Below are 23268 nucleotides of genomic sequence, written 5' to 3'. Positions count from 1 at the left end.
TCATGCGCGCTGGAACAACCGGGTCCTCGCAGCCTCCGATATCGCCACCACCGCCGGGTGCCGCAGCCTCCGCTCCGCGGTGATGGCGTAGAAGTGCTCGCGCACGGCCTCCACCCGGCCCACCACCTCCACCCCGTACTGGGTGCGAATCTCGCCCTCGATGGCCGAGGGACCCGGAAACACCCCCTCCCCCGCCTGCCCGAAGGCCATCATCAGGGCACTGTCCTGGAACTCGCCCCGGATGCGAGGGCGCACGTCCTGCTCCTCCGCCAGCCACTGCGTGAGCGCCCGCCGCACAGAGGTGGCGTCCGATGGCATGAGGAAGGGCGCGCCGTCCAACGACTTCGGAAAGCCACGGCGAAGGGCTGCCGCCAGCTTTGGAACGGCAAACAATGTCATTCCACACTCGCCCAGCAGGTGGTTGTAGGCCCGCACGCTGGAGGCCGGAGGCACCGGCGAGTCCGCGAGCACCAGATCCACCTCGTGCAGGGCGAGCTCCGCCAGCAGATGCTCCACCGGCCCCTCGGTGCAGATGAGCCGAACGTCCTCGCGCGACCGGAGCGCTGGCTCCAGCAACCTGTGGGCAATCAGCTTGGGCATCACCTCGGCCACGCCCACCACCAGCTTGCGAGGCGCCACCGAGGGACGCCCCCTGAGACCGTCTTGCAGTTGCTGGCCCAGCGTGAAGATCTCATCGGCATAGCGGTAGACATAGGCGCCTACCTCCGTGAGCACCAGCTTGCGGCCCACACGCTCGAACAGCTTCTCGCCCAGCGAACGCTCGAGCTCCCGGATCTGCCCCGTCACCGTGGGCTGGCGCAACCGCAGCTTCTTGCTCGCCAGCATCACTCCGCCTTCGCGGACCACGGTCCAGAAGTACAGCAGGTGGTGGTAGTTGAGCCATTCCATCTCAGAGTACCTATCGGTTTTCGTGCCGGTTTTCCGCTCGAACTATCTATTTGCCGATGAATGCCCCAGGGCGCACATCTTCTCTGCCATGAAGAACCAACTGAAGACCGTCTTGTTGCTGGGTATACTGTCCGCGCTGCTCGTGGGCATCGGGAGCGCCTTGGGTGGCATTGCCCCCTATGCCGCGCTCGCGCTCGCCCTGCTGCTCAACGTGGGCGCGTACTTCTTCTCGGACAAGCTCGTCCTCAAGATGCACGGGGCGCGAGAGGTGTCCCGTGAGGAACAGCCCACCCTGCACCGGATGGTGGAGGAGCTCTCCCAGGCCGCGGGCCTGCCCAAGCCGCGCGTCTTCCTCATGGAGGATCCGCAGCCCAACGCCTTCGCCACCGGACGCAACCCCGAGAAGGGGGTGGTCGCCGTCACCCGAGGCCTCATGGAGTTGCTGGATGCGCGCGAGCTGCGAGGCGTGATCGCCCACGAGCTGGCCCACATCAAGAACCGGGACATCCTGCTGTCCACCATCGCCGCCACCGTGGCCGCCGCGGTGACGTATCTGGCCCATGCGGCCGGGTGGCTGTCCGCCATGGCTGGGGGTCAGCAGGACGACGAGGAGGGCCCTTCTCCGCTCCAGACGCTCGCCCTGGCCCTGGTGGCGCCCATCGCCGCGACGCTCATCCAACTGGGCATCTCGCGCAGCCGCGAGTACCTGGCGGACAAGACGGGAGCGCAGATCTCCGGAGACCCCGAGGCGCTGGCCAGCGCCCTGGACAAGCTCCAGCGCGGGGCGGAGCAGCACCCCACCGCCGCCCAGCCCGCCACCGCGAGCCTCTTCATCGTCAGCCCCTTTGCCGGCACGGAGCGGATCCTCGCCCTGTTCTCCACGCACCCTCGCACCGAGGACCGCGTCCGCCGGCTGCTCGCCCTGAGCCGCCCTGGCCTCGATCGCGAGGCGCGGTGGTCCCGGCCTGGGGTTCACGGACTGACGCCCTGACCTCGCACTCCCCCCGCTCTCCTGGAGTGGGGGCGCCTCGAGGAAAGCACAGGGACCGGGACGAAAGAGCAGACGGCCGTCTGTGATATAGGGAGGAAGTCCTTTTCCTCTGAGGGGCTGCGGCGCGTGCTCAGAACCTGGCTGCAACGCCGTCCCCTGCCCTACTGGCTCTCGACGTTGCTGCTGGCACTGGCCTACGTCCTCTCCGGCCGAGCGGGGCTGCTGCTCGCCATTCCTCCCGGTTACGCCACGGCGATCTTCCCCTCCGCGGGCATCGCCCTGGCCGGCCTGCTCATGGGCGGCTATCGCATGGTGCCCGCGATCTGGCTGGGCTCCACCGCCATGAACTTCTGGGTCTCCTGGGGGCAAAGCAGCCAGGACCCGCTCAAGCTCCTGCTGGTCTCCGCCTGCCTTGGCACGGGCGCCGCGCTGCAAGCCGCGGCCGGTCTCTTCCTGGTCCGCCCGGTGTCCGGCCCCAGGCCCCTGCTCCAGAAGCTGGACGAGATCCTCCGGATCCTGCTGCTCGGGGGGCCCGTGGCCTGCCTGATCAGCGCCACCGTGGGCACCTCCGTGCTGCTCGGAGTGGGCGCCATCTCGGGCGCCGAGTGGCCGCTCAGCTGGCTGATCTGGTGGGTGGGAGATGGGCTGGGTGTTCTCGTCGTGCTGCCGATGACGCTCGCCGCGTGCAACTGGCCCGAGGAGACCTGGAAGGGCCGCCGCCACACCGTGCTGTGGCCCCTGCTCGTGTGTCTGACCATCACCGTGTTCCTCTTCGTGAGGGTCAGCCAGTCCGAGCAGCACCGCACCCAGACCGAGTTCGAGCGCCATGCCGAGCGCGCCGCGCGCAGCGTCGAAGCCAACTTGACGCGCAACCTGCAGGCCGCCCAGGCCACCCGCCGCTTCATGGAGGTGACGGATCGCAACCGAGAGGAGAACTTCCATCACTTCGTGAGGGGCGATATGGATCGCCAGCCAGCGCTGCACGCCGTGAGCTGGGCACCCCGAGTGCTTCCGTCGGAGGTGGCCGCCTACGAGGCCCGTCTGCAGGCCCGCCTCGGCCCACAAGCCCGGCTCATCGATTGGCCCGAGGATGGCCTGCGCCATCCCGTAGAGCCTCGTGCGGAGTACTACCCGCTCACCTTCATCGAGCTGCGCTCGTCCACTGCCAAGGGCATGGGAGCAGACATCCTCTCCGAGCCGATCCGCGGAGAGGCCCTGCGCTCTGCCCTGGCCAGGAATGAGCTGGCGCTCACGGCGCGGCTCCACCTGCTCTCGGACACGCCCGAGCAGTGGTCGGTCCTCGCCATCCTGCCGGTCCAGGATCCCCCCAGCGGGAACACCGTAGGCGTGGTGACGATGGTGCTGCGGTTGGAGGACATCGTCCGGCAGAGCCTGGACCCGGATCGCTCGTCGGAGATCCGCTTCACCATCTGGGACGCGACGGCGCCGCAGGCCCCTCAGCTCATGTACGGCGATGCCGCGCCCCAGAGCTGGGGCGAAGAGCGAATGTTCTCGCTGCCGGTCAAGGTGGGCAACCGCACCTGGTTCGTCCGCGTGCACGAGACGCAAGAGGGCTTCGCCAACTCCACCCGCCGCTGGCAGACCTGGGCGGTGCTGGCCGGCGGACTGCTCTTCACCGGGCTGCTGGCGGTGCTGCTGTTGGACCAGAGCGGAGAGAAGGCGCGCGTGGCGGCACTGGTGGCTGAACGCACCCAGACGCTGCACCAGCGCGAGCAGTTCCTCAGCGCGGTCCTGCAGTCCGCGCTGGACGGACTGCTGACCCTGGATGAACGAGGCCGCGTACTCAGCGCCAACCCGGCCTCGGGCCGGCTGCTGGGGTTGACCACGGCCGAGTGGGAGGGGCTGCCGCTCACCCAGGTACTGCCCTCCCTGGACTGGCCCACGCTGCGCGCCGAGCTGGATCAGCTCCCTCCCGAATCTCCAGGCCTCCGGCGAGAGAGCTCCGCCCGCCGCCGGGACGGCACGGAGGTACCTGTGGAACTGGCGCTCAGCAATGCCTCCGCCAGCGGCGTGCGGACATACGTGTGCCTGCTGCACGATCTGTCCGAGCGCACCCGCGTCAACCGCATGAAGGACGAGTTCGTCTCCACCGTCAGCCACGAGCTGCGCACCCCGCTCACCTCCATCCTGGGAGCGCTCAGCCTCATCACCCGAGGTGGACTGGTGGCCCAACCCGAGGTGCTCGGACAGCTGCTCAGCATCGCGGAGAACAACGCCCAGCGCCTGCTACAGCTGATCAACGATCTGCTCGATGTGGACAAGATGGAGGCCGGGCACCTGGCCCTGCAGTGCAGGCCGGCTGAGCTGGCGCCCCTGCTGGCCCGCAGCCAGGAGGAGAATCGCGGCTATGCCGAGCGCTTCCAGGTGTCGCTCACCCTGCTGTCGAGCGTGACGGCCGGCACCTGGGCCGAGGTGGACGTGGATCGCTTCGCGCAGGTGATGAACAACCTGCTCTCCAACGCCATCAAGTTCTCTCCCACCGGCGGCGCCGTCGAGCTGGGCATGACGGTGGAGCGGGACTGGCTGGAGGTGTCCGTGCGCGACCATGGCAGCGGCATCCCTGTGGAGTTCCAGCCGCAGCTGTTCCGCAAGTTCTCCCAGGCGGACAGCTCCGATACCCGCCGTCAGCGCGGCACGGGCCTGGGCCTGTACCTCACGCGCATCCTCGTGGAGCGCATGCGGGGAGAGATCCGCTTCGAGACCGCCGAGGGCCAGGGCACCACCTTCTTCATCCGCCTGCCGCGCATCCCCGCCCCGCAGCCCGAGCAGTCGGCGATGGCGTGAGGAACCTGGCCCTGCTCAGTCCGGAAGCGGCGCCTGGCGCGGAGTGCCCAACAGCTCCAGGGTTCGCGCGGCGACGCGCACGAGCGTCTGCGCGCAGGGTTCACAGCCTCCACCACAGCATCGGGGCCAGCGCCCCTCGGGATCGCGCAGGAGCGTGCGGACCAGGGAGCGATAATAGGAGGGGAGCCCGAGCTCCTCGCTGGCCCGGGTGAGCGCGGCCTCCACGTCGGTCTGGGGGTTCTCGGACACGCTGAAGGGAGCGTACTCCTGGGTTCCCCCCACTGCGAGAGTGAGCGCTTGACTCGCACGGAGCGTCTCTCTACCGTTCCGTTCCAACGATGCGCTCCTTCCGTGCCCGCTCCACGACTTTCGCCCGCGGCTGTTGTTGTCGCGGCGTCTGTTGTTAGCGCTGGCGCGAAGAGACTGTCCTCGTCGTCCCGCGCTGAGCACGTGAAGGCTGCCTTCGCCTGACCGCTGTCCCTCGCGCGTCCGGTCGTGCTCGTCGCGGCTCCCCCACACCCCGTCCCGGAGCATCCATGTCCATCGCCCGTATCGAGCCGCACGACGACTTTCTTCGCGTCCACTTCACCCCCGGTGAGAGCCCCCGCCACGCTGACTTTCACTGGTTCTGGCTGCGGCACAACTCGGAGCTCGACCGTCATCCGCTCACCCGTGAGCGCATCGTCTGTTCGTCCGAGCTGCCCCTGGATCCCCAGCCGCGCACCGTGCGCATCGCCGAGGACACGCAGGCGCTCGACATCGACTGGGGCGACCGCGCCGATGGGCAGGTGAGCCGCTACGCCTCGGACTGGCTGCTCACCCACGCGTACGCGGCGGACCGGGCCCATGCGCCTCCGCCTCCTTCGGATGTCAGCACCATCGCCGTGGACGCCGCCCGCCTCGAGGAGCCGCTCGGGCGCACCGTCGTGAAGACCCTGGCGCGGACCGGACTGCTCGTCGTTCGCGGCTTCGGGCTCGACACGGAGGCGCTCATCGATCTGATCGGCAAGGAGGGGCTGTCCGTCATCGGCACCCACTTCGGCCGCATCGAGGATCTGCGCACCGACAACACCACCAACCAGAACACCGATCAGCTCGGTTACACGGACAGCGCCATCCAGCTCCACACGGACCAGCCCTTCCTGGACCGGCCGCCGCGCTACCAGCTCCTGCACTGCCAGCAGCCCGCCGCGAACGGAGGCGGCGCCAACGCCGTGGTGGATGCGCTGGCAGCGGCCCACTACCTGGCCGATCTCGACCGGCCTGCCTTCGAGCTGCTGCGCTCGGTGCCGGTGACGTTCCACCGCAAGCAGAAGTCCTTCGAGCGCGTGCTCGTCTCGCCCATCCTGGACTTCGACGCACCGGGCGGCTTTCGCATCCGCTACAGCTACTTCACGCTCGCGCCCCACAAGCGCCCCTTCGCCGAGATGGAGGCCTGGTACCGCGCCTACAACCGCTTCGCCCGGCTGGTGCGCGACGAGCGCCACCAGTACCGGTTCCAGCTCCAGGCCGGCGACTTCCTCATCTATGACAACTGGCGGATGCTCCACGCCCGCACGGCGTTCACCGGCGCCCGCTGGTTGCGCGGCGTGTACTTCGATACCACCGCCTGAGCCTCGGCTCCCCTATAGTCCGCCCGCGGCACCTCCCCTCCTGGGAGGGCCCTCGTCACGGGAGAGGACATGGACGTTCGTGCAGCGGTCGCGTTCGAGGCAGGCAAGCCCTTGCGCATCGAGACGGTACAGCTCGAGGGCCCCAAGGCGGGCGAGGTGCTCGTCGAGCTGAAGGCCACCGGCGTCTGCCACACCGACGACTACACGCTGTCCGGCAAGGATCCCGAGGGGCTCTTCCCCGCCATCCTCGGCCACGAGGGCGCCGGCGTGGTGGTGGACGTGGGACCGGGCGTCACCTCGGTGAAGAAGGGCGACCACGTCATCCCGCTCTACACGCCCGAGTGCCGGCAATGTGAGTACTGCCTGTCCCGGAAGACGAACCTCTGTCAGGCCATCCGCAGCACGCAGGGCCAGGGGCTCATGCCGGATGGCAGCAGCCGCTTCCGGCTGGGCAAGGAGCGCATCCACCACTACATGGGCACGTCCACCTTCGCCCAGTTCACGGTGCTGCCGGAGATCGCCGTGGCGAAGATTCGCGAGGACGCTCCCTTCGAGAAGGTCTGCTACATCGGCTGCGGCGTGACGACGGGCATTGGCGCTGTCGTGTACACGGCCAAGGTGACGCCCGGCAGCAAGGTGGTGGTGTTCGGCCTGGGCGGCATCGGCCTGAACGTCGTGCAGGGCGCGCGCATGGTGGGCGCGGACATGATCGTCGGCGTGGACATCAACCCCGCGCGCAAGGCCCTGGCCGAGAAGCTGGGCATGACGCACTTCGTGAACCCGCGCGAGGTGGGCACCGATCTGGTGAAGTACCTGGTCGATCTCACCAAGGGCGGCGCGGACTACAGCTTCGAGTGCATTGGCAACGTGGACGTCATGCGGCAGGCGCTCGAGTGCTGCCACAAGGGCTGGGGCGAGAGCATCATCATCGGCGTGGCCGCCGCGGGGCAGGAGATCCGCACCCGCCCCTTCCAGCTCGTCACCGGGCGCGTGTGGAAGGGCTCGGCGTTCGGCGGCGCGCGTGGGCGCACGGATGTGCCGAAGATCGTGGACTGGTACATGGAGGGGAAGATCCAGATCGATCCGCTCATCACCCACGTCATGCCGCTGGAGGACATCTCCAAGGCCTTCGATCTGATGCACCAGGGCGAGGCCATCCGCAGCGTGGTGAAGTACTCATGACAGCTGCGCTGACCCGGGTGTCGGAGCACCGATCCTTCGGGGGCTCGGTGGCCACCTACCGCCATGCCTCGGAGGCCTGCGGGGGGGAGATGCGCTTCGGCGTCTTCGTTCCTCCCCAGGCGGCCACGCGCAAGGTGCCGGTGCTCTACTACCTGGCCGGCCTCGAGTGCACCGAGGAGACCTTCCTCATCAAGGGCGGCGCGCAGCGGGTGGCAGCAGAGCTGGGGGTGATGCTGGTGGCCCCCGACACGAGTCCTCGGGGCGCCGGCATTCCCGGCGAGACGGCTTCCTGGGACTTCGGAGTGGGGGCGGGCTTCTACGTGGACGCGACGCAGGCGCCCTGGTCCTCGCACTACCGCATGTACTCGTACGTCACCCGGGAGCTGCCCGCGCTGGTGGCCGAGCACCTGCCCGCACTCACGAACCGGGAGGGCATCTTCGGCCACTCCATGGGAGGCCATGGGGCGCTCATCTGCGCGCTGAAGCAGCCGGGACGCTATCGCTCCGTGTCCGCGTTCGCGCCCATCTGCGCGCCGATGCAGGTGCCCTGGGGACAGAAGGCCTTCGGCGGCTACCTGGGGCCGGATCAGCAGGCGTGGCGCGCGTGGGATGCCAGCGAGCTGGTGCGCACGCTGCGCCAGCCCCTGCCCCCGCTGCTCGTGGACCAGGGCACGCAGGACAAGTTCCTCACCGAGCAGCTCCGTCCGGAACTCTTCCAGCAGGCGTGCGCCGCCGCGGGCCAGCCCCTCACCCTGCGCAAGCAGGAGGGCTACAACCACGGCTACTACTTCGTCTCCACCTTCATGGAGGACCACCTGCGCCACCACGCCCAGGCACTGAATGCCTGAGCTGGAAGCGGAACTCCGCCAGGGAACGGGCTCGCCCCATGCGCTTCGGGGCGAGCCTCGGTCATCCTGACGAGGGAGCGCCCTCGTCACCTCAGCTCAGCTGCACGTCGCGTTGGACCAGCACTGCGTGCCGCTGGGGCAGATGTGGCCCGGGTAGTTCGGGCCGCACCACAGCCGGCAGAAGCCTTGGAAGCAGGTCTCCGTCGACGGACACTGGCTCTGGGTCGTGCACGCGGTCCCGGTCTGAACACAGGTCCCGTTGGCGCAGCCGTAGTTCGCCGGGCACGGGTTCTGCGCGGAGCAGGTCGTGCTGGGGCGGCAGATCCCGCTCTGGGAATCGCACGACCATCCGCTGGGGCATCCCGCCGCGCATGTCGGACGACAGATATAGTCGTCGCAGGTCGTCCCTTGTCCGCAGACGTTGTTGGGATAGTTGGGGCCACATCCTGGGCGGCACAGCCCCGTGTCACAGATCTCCGTGGCCTGATCGCAGTCCGAGTAGTCCGTGCACGACTTCAGCGAGCCAGCGTCCTGCGGAGTTGCGTTGTTCGGCTTTCCGGCATCGTCCTGAGCGCCTCCGTCGTCCAGGAACTCCGCGCGAAGTTGCTCGCCCACCTCGTGCGTCGCACCGCACGCCAGGGCCAGCGAGGCCATCAGGCACATCCCCATGAGCTTGTTCGACATGATCGTCTCTCCTTTGAGTGAAATGCGGACCGCATTCCTGGCCCGCTCAGGACGGATGGCCTTGAAACCTTACGGGCCCCCCGCAGAAAGACGCTCACGCGCCTCCTGGGCGAACCGTCCGTCCGGGAAGCGCTGGAGATACGCCTCGAGATCCGCGCGCATCCCCGCCTCGTCCCCTCCCCGTGCACGGCACACAGCGCGGCCGAACAACGCACGCTCCTCGAGCGCTGGCGCCGGGTGTCCGGAGAGCACCTCGGAGAAGGCCTGCATGGCCTCCGCGTGCCGCCGCGCATCCGCCAGGAGTTCGGCACGCTGGAGCGCAAGCTCGGCCGGACGCGGGAGTCCCTCGAAGCCCGAACCGTAGAGCCGCTCCAACTGGCGCAGCGCCTCTGCCTTTCGTCCATCCCGGAGCAGTGCCTCAACTCGGGTGACTTCCGCCTCTCCGCTGAGCTCTCCTCGGGGGTAGCGCTTGAAGTAGCGCCGCAGCGTCTCGAGGGCGGCCTTCGGATCCTGTTCGCGCCGGAGTTGCTCCACTGCCCTGCCGAGCAGCTTCGCCTCCTCCAGGAGCGCATTCGCCGGACGCGGCTCTCGCGGCCCGGGCGCTGGCGCAGGGGCCGGCTCGGGCGCCACCTCGGGACTCGCCGGTGGCGCAGGAGGCGGTGAAGCTGGCACGGGAGGAGCCTCGAGCGCGGGAGGCGTGGATTCTGCCACCAGGGCCGGGCTGGAGTCGGGCTCCACGCGTGCCGAGGGCGGCGGTTCCATCGGTCCCTTCAGGTGGAGGGAGAGCACCGAACCCGCCACCAGCACACTGGCGACTCCGAGCCACGACAGGACCTTGAGCAGTCCTCCCCCAAGAGGCAGAGGAGGCGGCAGCGTGCCCATCTTCGACAGGACGCGAGCGGAGACTTCCGGCGAGAGCGCCTCGGCGGGAGGCATCGTCCGGGCGAGCCGCGCAGCCTCGGCCTCCACCGGATCCGAGGAAGGAGGCTGTTCACTCCAGCGCTGGAACGGAGCGTCGGACATCACCCGCCCTCCTCTTCCATGATGCGCTGGAGCCTCTTGAGGAAGTCGGCCCGCGCGCGGTGCAGCCATACCCAGACCGTGGCCGTCTTCGCATCCATCAGCGCGGCGATCTCCTCGCCCGAGAGGCCCTCGAGCTCGAACAGGATCAACGCGGCGCGGTAGCGCTCGTTCATCCCTTCGAGCGCACGATAGAAGCGCGCCTGCGTCTGGTGGCCGACCAATTGCTCCTCGGCGGTCCGCGCCGGGCTGGGCACGTCCCGTCCTACGTCCACGGCCGAACCGCCGAGCCAGCGGCGCATCCGCTCCTTGCGGCGCCGGTGCCGCACGACGTTCTCGGTGATGCGGTACAGCCAGGTGGTGACCTGCGCACGCTCGGGGCTCCAGCCCGGCAGAAGCTGGTGGACCTTGAGGAAGACCTCCTGCACCACGTCCTCCAACTCGACCCCAGGCCCGCCCAGCCGCGAGGCCCAGCGCGCAACATCTCCCCCATGGCGGCGGAACACCTCCGCCACCCCCAGCACCTCTGCCTGCTCGGCCTGCGCCGCGGTCTTGGCCACGCTCGTCAACGCCTGCTCAGCCCACTTCGGCCAGAAACCTTTCAGCCCTCGTGCAGAAACCGCTCAATCCCTCGGAAAGGAGACCCCCACCACCGCCAGCGCCTCGCCCCGAGGCAGCCCTCGCGTCACGAGCTCCTCTGATGCCGATGTCGTCGTAATCCGCACACTGGCGCTCTGTTCGCGCAGCCAGAACAAGCCGAGCGCTCCGAGGAACGGGCGACAGGGGCCCATCTGCCAGGACACCGTGGGTCTATCCTGGTACGCAGCGCGCGAGCCAGGGGAATGCCCCAGGGCTCATGATGCTGGGAGCTCAGCCGCCCGCGAGCCGCTCACGAGCCACCTCGCGCCGCTTCGCCCGGACCTTGCCGGCCACTCCGAGCAGCACCTTGTCCCGCTCCCACAGCTCACGCGTGGAAGCGTCCACCCGAGGCCACCACTCCTCCAGCCCACTCACCAGCCGGTGGCAGAGATCCAGCGCGCCTCCGAGCGCCAGATGCACCGCGGGAGAGGAGGGCTCTGCCTGCGCCAGGCCCCGCACCGTCACCACCAGCGCGAGCGTCTCGTCCAGGATGCGCTCCGGCCAACCCGAGCGACGCCCCACCTGGAGCAACCAGCCCAGGAACGCCGCGTGGACGTGGCAGTCCTCCACCGTCCGGAACGGCTTGAGGTAGCGCGTGTAGCCATCCCCCGGCAGCACCTCATCCGAAGTCACAGCCACGTCACGCAGCTCCAGCTCGGCGTGGGGAACCTCCGGGACGAAGGGCGTGGGCGGCAGCGCGTGGAGGTGCACGCCTTGACGCCGCGCGTCGATCATCACCATCCGCAGCCGGTTCCGGCCCTGCTCGTCCTGCCCTTCACTCGCCACCACGAAGAGTGTCTCGGCGGCCGTGCCCAGGGTGACGAAGGCCTTCGTCCCCGACAAGCGCAGCGGGCCCTCGCCACCGCCGGAGAGCCGGGTCTGCATGGCGCTCGGGTGGCCTCCGCCCGCCTCGGTGGCACAGAGCGCGGCGCGGTGGTTCGCGGGCATTCGCGGGAAGAGACTGCGCAAGGCCGCGTGGTACCCCGAGGCGAACGCGAACCCGAGCCGATCCGCCCGGAACCCGCCCGCCAGCGCTACGTCCACCGGCACCGCGAAGCGCGACGAGAGCCCCAGGTGCTCGCGCCACCAGTCCTCGAGCGTGAGCGCACCCGGCTGGGGAGGAGTCGTAAGAAGGTGCTGGAGGATTTCGTCCACGTGTGCACTCTAGGCGGAAATAATTGGGAAATTTAACCTGTGCATCGTCTAGGGGTTCTCCGTCTGGAACTGCACGTTCATCCGAAGATGCCCACCTCCTCCAGGAAAAGGCCGCGCGCTCACCTCCCTGCCCTGCTCGCCACGCTGCTGGCGATGGCACTCACTCCGCGTGACGGTGAGGCCCAGCAGGAAACTCCCTGGGTGAGCATGACGCTCGAAGAGGCGCTCTCCCGAGCCGCCAAGACCAGTCCCCAGCTCATCCAGGCGCAAGGCGCCATCCGGACGACAGCCGCCGCGGAGCGCAGCGCCTACGGGGCCTACCTGCCGAGCCTCTCCGCCAGCGCCAGCACGGGCGGCGGCTACTCGACGACCATCAACCGTCCCGACTCCAGTGGCTTCAACGACTCGTACAGCTCGGGCCTCTCCGCGTCGTGGGACGTGTTCACCGGCTTCCGCCGCCGCTCCGAGCGGCAGCGCACCCAGGCCGATACCCAGTCCGCGCAGGCCCAGCTCGTCGCCCAGCGTTTCTCCGTCGAGCAGTCCGTCGAGCGCTCCTTCTTCGATGGACTGCGCGCCGAGGAGCTCATGGCCGTGGCCAAGGCCCGCATCGAGCGCGCCCAGGAGGGTGTGGGCTTCGCCGAGAAGCGGCTCTCCGTGGGCTCGGCGACGCGCTCGGACCTGCTCCGGGCCCAGCTCGAGCTCAACACCGCGCGCGAGTCCCTGCTCCAGCAGGAGAACCAGCGCCTCACCGCCGCCCTGAGCCTGGGCCGGCTCGTCGGCGTGGAGGGGCCCGTGGATCCAGCCCCCTCGGGTCCCCTCGAGCCCTCGCCCATCAAGGCGTCGCGCGAGGAGGTGGTGAACCAGCTCGTGGCCCAGGCCCCCACGGTGAAGGCCGCCGAGGCCTCCGTGCTCGCAGCCGAGGCGGGCATCGGCACGGCGCGCTCCCAGTACTATCCCTCCATCCGCCTGTCCGGCGGCTACGACTGGTCCAACGAGGACTTCGAGATCACCGGCAGCCGCAACAGTTGGTCCATCCGCCTGGGCCTGTCCTACAACATCTTCGATGGCTTCCAGCGCGACGAGAGCATGGTGCGCGCACGGACCCAGGCGGAGGTCGCCCAGGCCCAGCTCACCGACACCCGGCGCTCCGTACGCTCCGAGGCCGAGCGAGTGCTGAGCCAGCTCCAGCTCATCGAAGACCGGCTCGAGCTGAACCGGCAGGCCGTGGCCGTGGCCCAGGAGGATCTCCGCGTCCAGCAGGAGCGCTACCGCCTGGGCGCCACCACCATCCTGGAGCTGCTCACCTCCCAGGCCGCCCTCGTGGAGGCCCAGAACAGCCTCGTGAGCCTGCGCTTCGACTACCTGCTCTCGCGCGCGGAGCTCCAATCCATCCTCGGGAGGGAGCTGTGAGCGCCGCGGCAGCGCCCGGAGCCTCCTCGGGAGAACGCTCGTTCGCCGACGTCGTCATCCGCGTCGAGAGCCTGACGAAGACGTACAAGCTGGGCTCCGAGACGGTCCACGCCCTGCGCGGCGTGAACCTGGAGATCCGCCGCAACGAGTACGTGGCCGTCATGGGCCCATCCGGCTCCGGCAAGTCCACCTTCATGAACCTGATCGGCTGCCTCGACATCCCGAGCGCCGGGCAGTACTGGCTCAACGGACAGCCGGTGGCGGGCTTGAGCGAGGAGCAACTGGCGCGCATCCGCAACCGGGAGATCGGCTTCGTCTTCCAGAGCTTCAACCTGTTGCCCCGCGCCTCCGCCCTGGACAACGTGGCGATGCCCCTGGTCTACGCGGGCGTGAAGAAGCGCGAGCGCCGCGAACGGGCCGCCGTGCTCCTGGACAAGGTGGGCCTGGGGTCTCGCAAGGACCACCGGCCCAATGAGCTCTCGGGCGGACAGCGCCAGCGCGTGGCCATCGCCCGCGCCCTGGTGACACGCCCGGCCCTCCTGCTGGCGGACGAGCCCACGGGTGCGCTCGACAGCAAGACAGGCGAGGAGATCATGGCACTCTTTGGCGAGCTCCATTCCCAGGGACAAACCCTGATGCTCGTGACACACGAACAGGACATCGCCGAGCACGCCCGGAGGATCCTCTTCCTCAAGGATGGCGTGATCGAACGGGACGATCGGAGGCAGTCATGATCCGGCCGGTTCCACATGGCGAGTTGGCGCGGAGGGAGAGGCGCTCGTGAACTTGAAAAAGGTGATCATCGTCGTTGCTGTGCTGGCCCTGATCGGTGCCGGGGTCGTCTTCCTGCGCAACCGCGCCAGCGCGAAGACGACTGACAAGCAGTTGCCCACCACCACGGCCAAGCGCATGGACCTGGCCATCTCGGCGGATGCCTCCGGCCTGCTGGAGCCCATCCGCGTGGTGGAGGTGAAGTCCAAGGCCTCCGGCGAGGTACTGCGCGTGCTCGTCGAGACGGGAACGCGCGTCGCCCAGGGCGATCTGATGACGGAGATCGATCCCCGAGACGTCCAGAATGCCCTGTCCCAGGCCGAGGCGGACCTCGAGTCCGCTCGCGTGCGCCTGCAGACCGTCGAGGCCCAGCGCAAGCGCATGGAGGAGCTGCGCGCCTCCGGTGTCGTCACGCAGGAGGAGCTGGAGAGCTCGATCGATGCGTCGGCGACGGCCCGCGCGGCCCTGGTGCGCGCCGACACGAACCTGCAACTGGCGAAGATCCGCCGCCAGGACGTGACGATCCGCGCTCCCGTCATTGGCACCATCCTGGAGCGCACCATCGAGCCCGGACAGATCATCGCGTCCGCCACCTCCAACGTGTCCGGCGGCACCACGCTGTTCAAGATGGCGGACCTGTCGGAGATGCAGGTCCGCGCGAAGATCGACGAGACGGACATCGGGAAGATCCAGCCGGGCATGGAGGCCCACGTGTCGCTGGAGGCCTATCCCAACCGGACGTTCACCGGTGAAGTCATCAAGATCGAGCCGCAGGCCGTCATCGAGCAGAACGTGACCCTCTTCCCCGTGCTCATCCACCTGAAGAACCAGGATGGGCTGCTCCGGCCCGGGATGAACGCGGAGGTGTCCATCGAGATCTCCAGCCGGAACGGCGTCGTCGCCATCCCCAACTCGGCGGTGGTGGCCATGCGCGAGGCCGCCAGCGCGGCGGCAGCCCTGGGACTGGATGAGGCCACCGTGCGCGCGCAGATTCGGCCCGCGGGGGCTGGCATGGGCGCAGGTGGTCCTCCCGGTGCGGGCGCTTCCTCGGGCGAAGGTGCTCCTGCCGGCTCGGGCGGTGCCACTCCTTCGGAGGCTCCGGCCGCGGAGCCCTCCCCGGAGTGCAAGGCGATGTTCGAGAAAGTCCGGGGCGATGGGGGCTTCGCCGCGCTATCCGATGAGGATCGCGAGAAGCTCCGCGCATGCCGGCCCGCGGGCGAAGGGGGCTTCCGCTCCCGCCGCGGGGGTGGCCAAGGCCAGGGCGGAGGCAACGCGGACCGGCGGCCGGGCGTCATCTTCGTGCAGGAGAACGGAGCCCCCCAGCCCCGGCGCGTCATGCTCGGCCTGAGCGACTGGGACAACACAGAGGTGCTCAGCGGCCTCCAGGAGGGCGAGCAGGTGTACCTGGTCTCCGTCGCCCAGCTCCAGCAGCAGCAGCAGCAGAGCCTGGATCGGATGCGGCAGCGCGCTGGCGGAGTCATCCCCGGAGCCGGTGGCGGCGGTGGCGGTGGTGGCGGTCGCGGCGGCGGGAGGTAACGCGCCATGCTGATCGCCGAGATCCTCTGGGTCGCGCTGGACGCGATCATCGCCAACAAGCTGCGGTCCCTGCTCACCATGCTGGGCGTCGTCATCGGCATCGCCGCCGTGATTGCCATGGTGGCCCTGGGTGAGGGCGCTCAGCGCAACGTGGCCGCGCGGCTGCAGACGCTGGGCGCCAACGTGCTCACCGTGCGCCCCGGGCAGTCCTTCATGGGCGGCGTGGGCCGAGGGCAGGCGCTGCTCTCGGTGGACGACGCGGAGGCGCTGCGCGCCAATCCCCAGGACATCCTCGCCGTCGCCCCCGAGATGGAGAGCCGGACCCAGGTCGAGCACGGCGCGAGCAACGCCAACCTGTCCATCGTGGGCACGTGGCCCGCCTACTTCAGCATCAACAACTACTCGACGGCCGCCGGGCGGCTCTTCACGGACACCGAGGATCGCGGCCGCAGGCGCATCGCCGTGCTGGGCGCGCTGGTGGGCCAGCAGCTTGGCGGGGTGTCGGCCGATTCGCTCGTGGGGCAGAGCATCCGCATCGGCGGCGTGCCCTTCGAAGTCATCGGCGTGCTCACGGAGAAGGGCGCCCAGGGCTTCTCCAACCCGGACGAGAGCATCTACGTCCCGCTGGCCACCGCGCAGTTCCGCATCATGGGGAGCGATCGGGTGCGCTCCATCGGCGTGCAGGCCGTGAGCGAGGACAAGATGGATGACGCCATGGTCGAGATCAACCAGATCCTCCGGCGCGAGCACCGGCTGCGTGCCGGCCAGGAGGCGGACTTCAACATCCGCGATCAGGCCTCGCTGCTCACCACCATGCAGGAGACGACGCAGACATTCACCATGCTGCTCGCGGGCATCGCGGCCATCTCCCTGATAGTGGGCGGCATCGGCATCATGAACATCATGCTGGTGTCCGTGACGGAGCGCACCCGAGAGATCGGCCTGCGCAAGGCCCTGGGCGCCCGACCCCAGGACATCATGTACCAGTTCCTCATCGAGTCGCTGGTGCTCTGTCTGGTGGGAGGAGCGCTCGGGCTGATCCTGGGCGTGGGCGGCTCGTATGCCCTGCAGCAGTTGGCGGGGTGGAACACCGCCGTATCGCCCGAGTCGATCGTGCTCGCCTTCGCCTTCTCTGGAGGCGTGGGCGTGTTCTTCGGCATCTGGCCCGCCCGGCGCGCGGCGAGCCTCACGCCCATCGAGTCGCTCCGCTACGAGTAGCCGCGAGGGGCCACCCGCGCTCCGCGGGGGCTATGCCCGCTTGCGGCTCCCGGCGCCTCCCCGCGTCTTGCGCTGGGTCCGGGTCCCCTTCTTCGCGGAGGGGGCCTTCTTCGTCTGCTTCGCCTTCTTCACCTGCTTCGTCTTCTTGGCCGTCTTCGCCTTCCGAGCCCGGGCCGGAGGCTTGGGCGGCGCGAGGATCGTCCCCCGGCAGTCCTTGGCACCGCAGCGGCAGAGGTAGAGCGCTTCGGACTCCTCATCCATGCCCTCGGCGCGCTCGTAGGCGTAGTCGTAGACGAGCTCCTCACCCAGGGCGATGTCCTTCAGCGCGTAGATGAAGATCTTCTTGCCCTCGATGAGCGCCTGGCAGTTGGGATCGCAACTGTGGTTGATGAAGCGGGCATCGTTGCCGTCCACCGCGGCGTCGATCACCGTGTTGTCGTCCAGCGTGAAGAGGAAGGTGTGGTGACGGCCCATGGCCTCGTCGTCGTAGCGCTCGTCCGCCTCGTCCTGGGTGATGTGCTCGCCGGTGTACTCGATGATGCGCGAGCCCTTGCGGATACGGCGCGTAGCGAAGGCGCCCCTCCCCTGGATGGGAGACTCCCGCAGCTCGAATGGCTGGGAGTTCTCGGTGCTGGAGGAGGAGGCAGTCGGCTTCTTCGAGGTGGAGTCGGTCATCGCGAGCAGGAGACAATCATGGAGGAACACCTGGGACGAGACGCCTCGCCCAAGCCGGTGTACCTTGCCGCACTCGGACCCTCGATGGAAAGGCGCTCGACGATGCGGCTATGGATTGTGTTGGGTGCGGTGAGCGCGTTCGCCTCGGTGGCGGCGGGGGCCTTTGGCGCCCATGCGCTGAAGGCCCGGCTCCCCGCCGATCTCCTCACCATCTTCGAAACGGGCGCCCGCTACCATATGTACCACTCGCTGGGGCTCATCGCGATCGGGCTCGTGGCCCAGTCCCGGCCCTCTGTCCTGCTCTCCGCCTCGGGCTGGGCCATGCTGGCCGGGATCGTCCTCTTCTCCGGCAGCCTCTACGCCCTGGCGCTCTCAGGGGTTCGGGTGCTGGGAGCCATCACCCCGATTGGGGGAGTGGGCTTCCTGACAGGATGGGCCCTGCTGGCCGCGGCCGTCTGGCGCTCGGGCAGCTGAGGCTCACTTCAACTGCGGCGGGACCGGATACATCAGATCCACTTCTGAGTGGTCGAACAGGCCCATGGCCTCGCGCTGCACCACCAGGCACCAGCGCTGATACTCCGCGTCCGCGCGGATCTGCTGGTAGAGCGTGAGCCGCTTCGTCCGAGGAGGGCCGTTGAGCGTGCGCAGCTCGGACTCGAGCGTCTTCAGCTCGACCAGCATCTTCTCCAGCGTGTCTCCGACACGGCGCAGCGCCCCGGCCTTCTCCTGACGGATGGCCACTTCGACGGCCAGCGGGGTATCAATTGAGGTGCGGGACATGCCGTCAAACTAACGGCCTCCCGAGGGGCTGTCGACGGGGCGGGGCTCGGGAGCGGGCGCTGGCTCTTGCTTCCCATCGGCTGCGCTTATCGGGGGAACCGGCCGAGGAAGCGTGGGTGAGGAAGGCCCCCCTATCAGCAGCACGGCGATGGAGGGATCCTTCTGGCGCTTGCGCAGCTCCAGATAGTCGTCAATGGCGGGCTGGAGGCCCACGTCCTTCTTCGCCCGTTCGGACAGGAACCACTTGTGCTCCAGCACCTGGCAGTAGAGCTCGGACATGTCCGTGCCATCCCTGACCGGCTGGAGCTTCTGGGCGGTGGGGTTGAAGCGATCCTCCAGCCAGCGGAACGCCGCGGTGCTCAAGGGGATGCTGCGGTTGAGCTCTTTCGTGAGCGTGGCCTTGAGCTCCTGGATCTCGTTGAGCAGCAGCGTGGCCTGCCGATCCTCGGCCTCCAGCCCCGTGAGGCTGTGGAGCTGATGCCGGTGGTAGCTGCGATCCGTGACGATCGTCCTCATGCGCAGGTGATCGCCCTCGCCACTGGCCACCAGATCCACCTCGCCCACCGAGAAGCCCAGATCGTTCAGGGCGCGAATCCGCTCGTGGATGCGGTAGCTCTCCTGCGGCGCGATGGGGAGCTCCTTGTTGATCTCCTCCCAGAGCCGCTCGTAGCGCTTGCGGATGTTGGGGCCCGTCTCGAAGACATCCAATGACGGCGGCAGCGCCACCATCGCCGCCAGGTCCGCCAGTCCGCCCGCGACGTTCTCCTCCATGATGTCGAGATCGTGCAGGCGCTTGCCGTCCGAGAGCTTCTCGTGCAGCTCGGACGTCTCCGCGTCCACCGCGTAGGCCTGCAGCTCTCCCGCATCCCGGCGGAACAGGGTGTTGGAGAGGGAACAATCTCCCCAGTAGAAGCCGGCCAGGTGCAGGCGCACGAGCAGGCTCGCCATGGCATCCAGCAACCGCTCGCGGTAGCGCTCCAGGCCCTGGTTCATGAAGAGGGTGCGGTAGGGCAGTGAACCCTCGAGGAACCGGGTGATGAGGATGCCACTCTCCTCCCCCTCCACGTCCGCGCCTTCAACGCCCGTACGGGCCCGGACCAGCCCCACGGCGACCACCGCGGGCAGCTCGCGATCCTCCAGACCGCGCAGCACGTCGTACTCGCGCTTGGCCACGCGCGGCGGCAATTCCTTGAGGGCGTAGATGACCTTGCCGTAGCTGACGAAGAGCACTTCGTGGCGCGACAGACCGCGAGGCACCTGCACCAGCCGCTTGCACTTCCCCTCCCACTCGGCGAGCGGCAGGTTCCACGGCAGATCGAGGAAGTCTGGGTGGCCCTGGCGGATCTGGATGGCGGTGAGTCCAATGGGTGGCATGTCGTCTCGTCACGAGCGCAGGTTGCACCCCCAAGCATATGCCTCCTGCGCCTCATTCGCCCCTTACCCCACAGCCCCCCGGCTGCTGCCTCTTTGAACCTCAAACAATGGCCCGTGCTCGCAGGGAACAGACGTGCTTCGCGGTAACGGTCGCGTGACGGGTGACGCTCGCAAGGAGCAGGCGGATATGCAGGCGAGCGCCTCGTGAGCTTCGGTTGCGATGACAGGCACGGGCGCGCATATTGTCTCGTTTCGCATGTGCCGATGCGCGGCCTTCGCGCGTCGCCCTGAATCCTCTCTCCATGCACGCTCAACCTGAACTGCGGCTCTTCCGGCTGACCTGGCCGATGTTCTTGGAGTTCCTCCTCTTCATGCTGATGGGCACAGCGGACACGCTGATGCTCAGCGGTGTGTCGGACGACGCCGTCGCCGCTGTAGGCGTCGTCAACCAGTACATGTACATCTGCATCCTCATCATGGAGGTCATCAGCAATGGGGCCTCCATCGTGGTGGCGCAGTACCTGGGTGCGCGCAGAACCGAGGAGTCCTCCCGGATCGCGGCCCTCTCCATCACGCTGAACTTCCTGGTGGGGCTCGCGGTCAGCGCGGGCCTGCTGCTGTTCGGCAAGGTGATCCTGGGGCGGATGAACCTGGAAGGCCAGGTGCTGGAGTACGCGCGCACGTACATGGGCATCGTGGGCGCGTTCCTCTTCCTGCAGGCGCTGATCAACATCTTCGCCACCCTGCTGCGCACCTACGGCTTCACCAAGCAGTCCATGTTCATCTCAATGGGGATGAACGCGCTCCACGTGCTGGGCAATGCGTTCCTCATCTTCGGCCTGCTGGGGGCTCCGAAGCTGGGCGTGGCCGGCGCGGCGATCTCCACGGTGGTGAGCCGGTCCGTGGCGCTCGTCGTCTTCATCTGGATGCTGTACCAGGTGATGGAGGTGCGGATGGCGCTTCGGGACTACGTGACGTTCTCGAAGGAGTACGTCCGGAAGATCCTCAAGGTGGGCGTGCCCGCCGCGCTCGAGCAGTTCACCTACCAGGCCTGCCAGCTCGTATTCCTGTACTACATCACGTTCCTGGGCCCCGTGGCGCTGGCCTCCCGGCAGTATGGGTTCGCCATCTCGCAGTACGTCTTCCTGTTCAGCGTGGCCGTGGGCATGGGCACTGCGATCATCGTCGGGCGGCTGGTGGGGGCTCGTCGCGTGGATGAGGCGTACAGCCGGGTCCTCGAGAGCTTGAAGTGGAGCTTGGCCGTGACGGTGGTGGTGGATGTGACGGCCATCCTGTTCCGCAAGCAGTTGGTGGGTCTGTTCACGGACAACGTGGACATCATCCAGCTCACCTCGCAGATCATCATGCTGAGTTTGATCCTGGAGACGGGGCGCTCCTTCAACCTCGTGCTGGTGAACTCGCTGCGCGCGACGGGAGATGCCCCGTTCACGGTGTACATGGGCTTCGGCTCGATGGTCTGCATGAGCTTGCCGCTGGGCTACCTGCTGGTGTTCCACCTGAACATGGGACTGGCCGGCGTGTGGCTGGCCATTGCCGCGGATGAGTGGACGCGAGGCATTGTCTTCTGGCAGCGGTGGAGGAGCCGGGCCTGGGAGAAGCAGTCGCTCGTCAGTCCCGTGGAGCAGCCCGTGGTGGTGGCCTCCGGCGGCTGAGTCTCTCAATTCGAGACACCAGAACAGTTCCAATAGCGGCAAAACCATTCAATAGGGATTAAGTCCCCAAAGTCCACGATCCTTCCAAAAACCGGAATAATCGCATTGACGGCAAAGATTGCCGCGGGCTACCTTTCGCGCGCCTGAACACAGACAGGCGCTCCCCCAACAGCGAGAGGCCCTATGAAGCGGACGACGAAGGCTGCGTGCACAGCCTCCTTCCTCGTAGTCAGTGCGTGTGGCACGAATATGGAAGGCCAGGACGAACATGCTCGCGAGGCGAAGCCATCGTTCGAGAAAGCTGCTCAACTGCTGCGCAGCTCCCATGCCGTGCCCAACCGCTTCATCGTCGTGCTGAAGGAAGACCAACCCGCGGTGCGTCAATTGGGTGCGGCCGCCGTCGCCCAGGAGATGGTCCCCTCCCAACAGGGCGAAGTCCTCTACGTCTACCAATCCGTCCTCAAGGGCTTCGCGGCAAGGATGCCTGAAGCCCGTGCGCGGGAGCTCCTCAACGATCCGCGCGTTGCCTATATCGAAGAGGATGGCGTGGTCGAAGCGATCGCCAGCCAGCCCAACGCAACCTGGGGCTTGGATCGCATCGATCAACGCAACCTCCCGTTGGATGGGAGCTACACCTACAACGGTGACGGGAACGGTGTTCACGCCTACGTCATCGACACTGGCATCCTTGCAAGCCATAACGAGTTCACCGGGCGCGTCGGCAACGGCTTTGACGCCATCACCCCGGGGGGAAGCGCCGCGGACTGTCACGGTCACGGCACGCACGTCTCAGGCACGGTGGGAGGCACCACCTATGGTGTTGCCAAGAAGGTGACCCTCCACCCGGTTCGCGTGCTGGACTGCTTCGGCTTCGGCTCCAACGCGGGCGTGATCGCGGGTGTGGAATGGGTACGCAACAACCACGCCAACCCGGCCGTGGCCAACATGAGCCTCGGCGGCGGCGCGTCCCAGGCCGTCGATGACGCGGTGGCCAGCGCCATCAACTCCGGTGTCGTATTCGCGGTGGCCGCTGGCAATGACAGCACCGATGCCTGCGTCAAGTCTCCTGCCCGTGCTCCCGCGGCCATCACCGTAGGCGCCACGGCGAGTTCGGACCAGCGGCCGTCCTGGTCCAACTTTGGAACGTGCCTGGACATCTTCGCGCCCGGGGAGGACATCACCTCGGCGGGCATCGCAAACAACTCGAGCACCGCCGTCATGAGCGGCACCTCCATGGCCAGCCCTCACGTGGCGGGCGCCGCCGCGCTCTATCTGGCCGCCAATCCTGGCGCATCGCCTCAGCAGGTGCGTGACGCCCTGGTCACCAATGGCACGCCGGGGGTGGTGGGCAATCCGGGCAATGGCTCGCCCAACGTCCTGCTCTACAGCCGCTTCATTGGCAACTGCAGCGTCGCGGAGCAACTCCTGCTCAACCCGAGCTTCGAGGGCGGCTACGCCAACTGGATCACCTCTCCAGACGTCATTGGCAACACCACGGAGGGCAGCGCGCCGCACTCCGGCTCCTTCAAGGCCTGGCTGAACGGCTACGGCCGCGTCCGCAACGACTATGCCTACCAGGACGTCTCCATCCCCACGACAGCCTGCAGCGCAAAGTTGAAGTTCTGGACGAAAATTACCACTGACGAGTACCAGAACAGCGCGTTCGACACCCTGGCCGTGCAGGTGCGCGACGGCTCGGATGCCGTCAAGGCCACCCTGGCCACCTACAGCAACCTGGACAAGTCTACGGACTACGTCGAGCGGACGCTGGACCTCGCCGCCTACAAAGGCCAGAACGTGCGCATCTACTTCAACGCCAACGAGGACAAAGCCTACCAGACGAGTTTCTTCCTCGACGACGTCACGCTCGACATCCTCCGCTAACCGTTGCAGCGGGCCCCTTTTCCTACACACAAAGGGGCACAACCCTGGGAATGGGAATTCAAGGACACATTCGATTTATCTTGTGATCCCAGCCATTCCTT

At 67.8% G+C, this 23268-nt stretch carries 21 protein-coding genes; 12 read left to right on the top strand and 9 right to left on the bottom strand.

All coding sequences use genetic code 11. From position 1 onward, the window contains the following. Positions 1–909, bottom strand: coding sequence for a transcriptional activator NhaR (gene nhaR, locus KY501_RS35620; RefSeq protein ID WP_224368249.1), 909 nt, complete (start codon positions 907–909; stop codon positions 1–3). A gap of 88 nt (positions 910–997) precedes the next feature. Between nhaR and KY501_RS35615 the strand changes: the two genes are divergently transcribed. Continuing rightward, the gene (locus tag KY501_RS35615; RefSeq protein WP_224368247.1) at positions 998–1900 is read left to right on the top strand and encodes a zinc metalloprotease HtpX; all 903 of its coding nucleotides are present in this window, start codon (positions 998–1000) and stop codon (positions 1898–1900) included. A gap of 126 nt (positions 1901–2026) precedes the next feature. Further along, positions 2027–4705 (top strand): CHASE domain-containing protein, encoded by a 2679-nt coding sequence (locus tag KY501_RS35610; RefSeq protein ID WP_224368246.1) that lies wholly within the window; start codon positions 2027–2029, stop codon positions 4703–4705. Between the two features lie 15 nt (positions 4706–4720). Here the strand turns inward: KY501_RS35610 and KY501_RS35605 are convergent, their stop codons facing one another. Then, on the bottom strand, positions 4721–4954 hold the full coding sequence (locus KY501_RS35605; protein WP_224368245.1) for a hypothetical protein: 234 nt from the start codon (positions 4952–4954) through the stop codon (positions 4721–4723). A gap of 287 nt (positions 4955–5241) precedes the next feature. Between KY501_RS35605 and KY501_RS35600 the strand changes: the two genes are divergently transcribed. The 3 genes from KY501_RS35600 to fghA all read left to right on the top strand — a co-directional run bounded on the left by KY501_RS35600 (position 5242) and on the right by fghA (position 8348). Continuing rightward, entirely contained in the window at positions 5242–6318 is a 1077-nt protein-coding gene (locus KY501_RS35600) for a TauD/TfdA family dioxygenase (protein ID WP_224368244.1), read from the top strand. Between the two features lie 69 nt (positions 6319–6387). Beyond that, positions 6388–7500 carry an S-(hydroxymethyl)glutathione dehydrogenase/class III alcohol dehydrogenase gene (locus KY501_RS35595; RefSeq protein ID WP_224368243.1) on the top strand — a complete coding sequence of 371 codons (1113 nt, stop codon included), beginning with the start codon at positions 6388–6390 and terminating at the stop codon, positions 7498–7500. Beyond that, the gene (fghA, locus tag KY501_RS35590; protein WP_224368242.1) at positions 7497–8348 is read left to right on the top strand and encodes an S-formylglutathione hydrolase; all 852 of its coding nucleotides are present in this window, start codon (positions 7497–7499) and stop codon (positions 8346–8348) included. The genes KY501_RS35595 and fghA overlap by 4 nt, the downstream gene beginning before the upstream one ends. Before the next feature lie 96 nt (positions 8349–8444). Here fghA and KY501_RS35585 read toward each other — a convergent pair whose 3' ends face one another. The 4 genes from KY501_RS35585 to KY501_RS35570 all read right to left on the bottom strand — a co-directional run bounded on the left by KY501_RS35585 (position 8445) and on the right by KY501_RS35570 (position 11846). Continuing rightward, positions 8445–9032, bottom strand: coding sequence for a hypothetical protein (locus KY501_RS35585; protein WP_224368241.1), 588 nt, complete (start codon positions 9030–9032; stop codon positions 8445–8447). A 69-nt stretch (positions 9033–9101) separates the two neighbouring features. Beyond that, on the bottom strand, positions 9102–10055 hold the full coding sequence (locus KY501_RS35580) for a tetratricopeptide repeat protein (protein WP_224368240.1): 954 nt from the start codon (positions 10053–10055) through the stop codon (positions 9102–9104). Further along, complete coding sequence (locus KY501_RS35575; RefSeq protein WP_224368238.1) at positions 10055–10612, bottom strand: RNA polymerase sigma factor; 558 nt, start codon at positions 10610–10612, stop codon at positions 10055–10057. The genes KY501_RS35580 and KY501_RS35575 overlap by 1 nt, the downstream gene beginning before the upstream one ends. Positions 10613–10922: 310 nt before the next feature. Then, complete coding sequence (locus tag KY501_RS35570; RefSeq protein ID WP_224368236.1) at positions 10923–11846, bottom strand: acyl-CoA dehydrogenase family protein; 924 nt, start codon at positions 11844–11846, stop codon at positions 10923–10925. Positions 11847–12053: 207 nt separating this feature from the next. Here KY501_RS35570 and KY501_RS35565 point away from each other — a divergent pair, with 207 nt between their 5' ends. Genes KY501_RS35565 through KY501_RS35550 form a run of 4 tightly spaced genes read left to right on the top strand, consistent with a single transcriptional unit; the run spans position 12054 to position 16781 of the window. Next, the gene (locus KY501_RS35565) at positions 12054–13256 is read left to right on the top strand and encodes a TolC family protein (RefSeq protein ID WP_224368469.1); all 1203 of its coding nucleotides are present in this window, start codon (positions 12054–12056) and stop codon (positions 13254–13256) included. After that, the gene (locus KY501_RS35560) at positions 13253–13990 is read left to right on the top strand and encodes an ABC transporter ATP-binding protein (protein ID WP_224368234.1); all 738 of its coding nucleotides are present in this window, start codon (positions 13253–13255) and stop codon (positions 13988–13990) included. Before KY501_RS35565 ends, KY501_RS35560 begins: the two co-directional genes overlap by 4 nt. Before the next feature lie 46 nt (positions 13991–14036). Then, positions 14037–15563: an efflux RND transporter periplasmic adaptor subunit gene (locus KY501_RS35555; RefSeq protein WP_224368232.1), complete on the top strand. Its 1527-nt coding sequence runs from the start codon at positions 14037–14039 to the stop codon at positions 15561–15563. 6 nt (positions 15564–15569) lie between these two features. Beyond that, positions 15570–16781 (top strand): ABC transporter permease, encoded by a 1212-nt coding sequence (locus KY501_RS35550; protein WP_224368230.1) that lies wholly within the window; start codon positions 15570–15572, stop codon positions 16779–16781. Positions 16782–16811: 30 nt separating this feature from the next. Here KY501_RS35550 and KY501_RS35545 read toward each other — a convergent pair whose 3' ends face one another. Further along, positions 16812–17456 carry an SET domain-containing protein gene (locus tag KY501_RS35545; protein ID WP_224368228.1) on the bottom strand — a complete coding sequence of 215 codons (645 nt, stop codon included), beginning with the start codon at positions 17454–17456 and terminating at the stop codon, positions 16812–16814. 102 nt (positions 17457–17558) lie between these two features. Between KY501_RS35545 and KY501_RS35540 the strand changes: the two genes are divergently transcribed. After that, entirely contained in the window at positions 17559–17930 is a 372-nt protein-coding gene (locus KY501_RS35540) for a DUF423 domain-containing protein (protein WP_224368468.1), read from the top strand. Between the two features lie 3 nt (positions 17931–17933). Here the strand turns inward: KY501_RS35540 and KY501_RS35535 are convergent, their stop codons facing one another. Together KY501_RS35535 and KY501_RS35530 are read right to left on the bottom strand one after the other, a co-directional pair. After that, a complete protein-coding gene (locus KY501_RS35535; RefSeq protein WP_224368226.1) occupies positions 17934–18236 on the bottom strand; it encodes a hypothetical protein in 303 nt (100 codons plus the stop codon). A gap of 9 nt (positions 18237–18245) precedes the next feature. Continuing rightward, positions 18246–19610 carry a DUF4032 domain-containing protein gene (locus tag KY501_RS35530; RefSeq protein ID WP_224368225.1) on the bottom strand — a complete coding sequence of 455 codons (1365 nt, stop codon included), beginning with the start codon at positions 19608–19610 and terminating at the stop codon, positions 18246–18248. Positions 19611–19912: 302 nt separating this feature from the next. On the opposite strand from KY501_RS35530, the gene KY501_RS35525 reads away from it, so the two are divergent. Then, positions 19913–21283 (top strand): MATE family efflux transporter, encoded by a 1371-nt coding sequence (locus tag KY501_RS35525; protein ID WP_224368224.1) that lies wholly within the window; start codon positions 19913–19915, stop codon positions 21281–21283. A 183-nt stretch (positions 21284–21466) separates the two neighbouring features. Continuing rightward, complete coding sequence (locus tag KY501_RS35520; RefSeq protein WP_224368223.1) at positions 21467–23167, top strand: S8 family serine peptidase; 1701 nt, start codon at positions 21467–21469, stop codon at positions 23165–23167. Positions 23168–23268: the final 101 nt, after the last annotated feature.

It is taken from the genome of Hyalangium versicolor (assembly GCF_020103695.1).
GTDB lineage: Bacteria > Myxococcota > Myxococcia > Myxococcales > Myxococcaceae > Hyalangium > Hyalangium versicolor.
The sequence above is the reverse complement of the archived record's forward strand: the minus strand, read 5'-3'. Positions and strand labels throughout refer to the sequence as shown.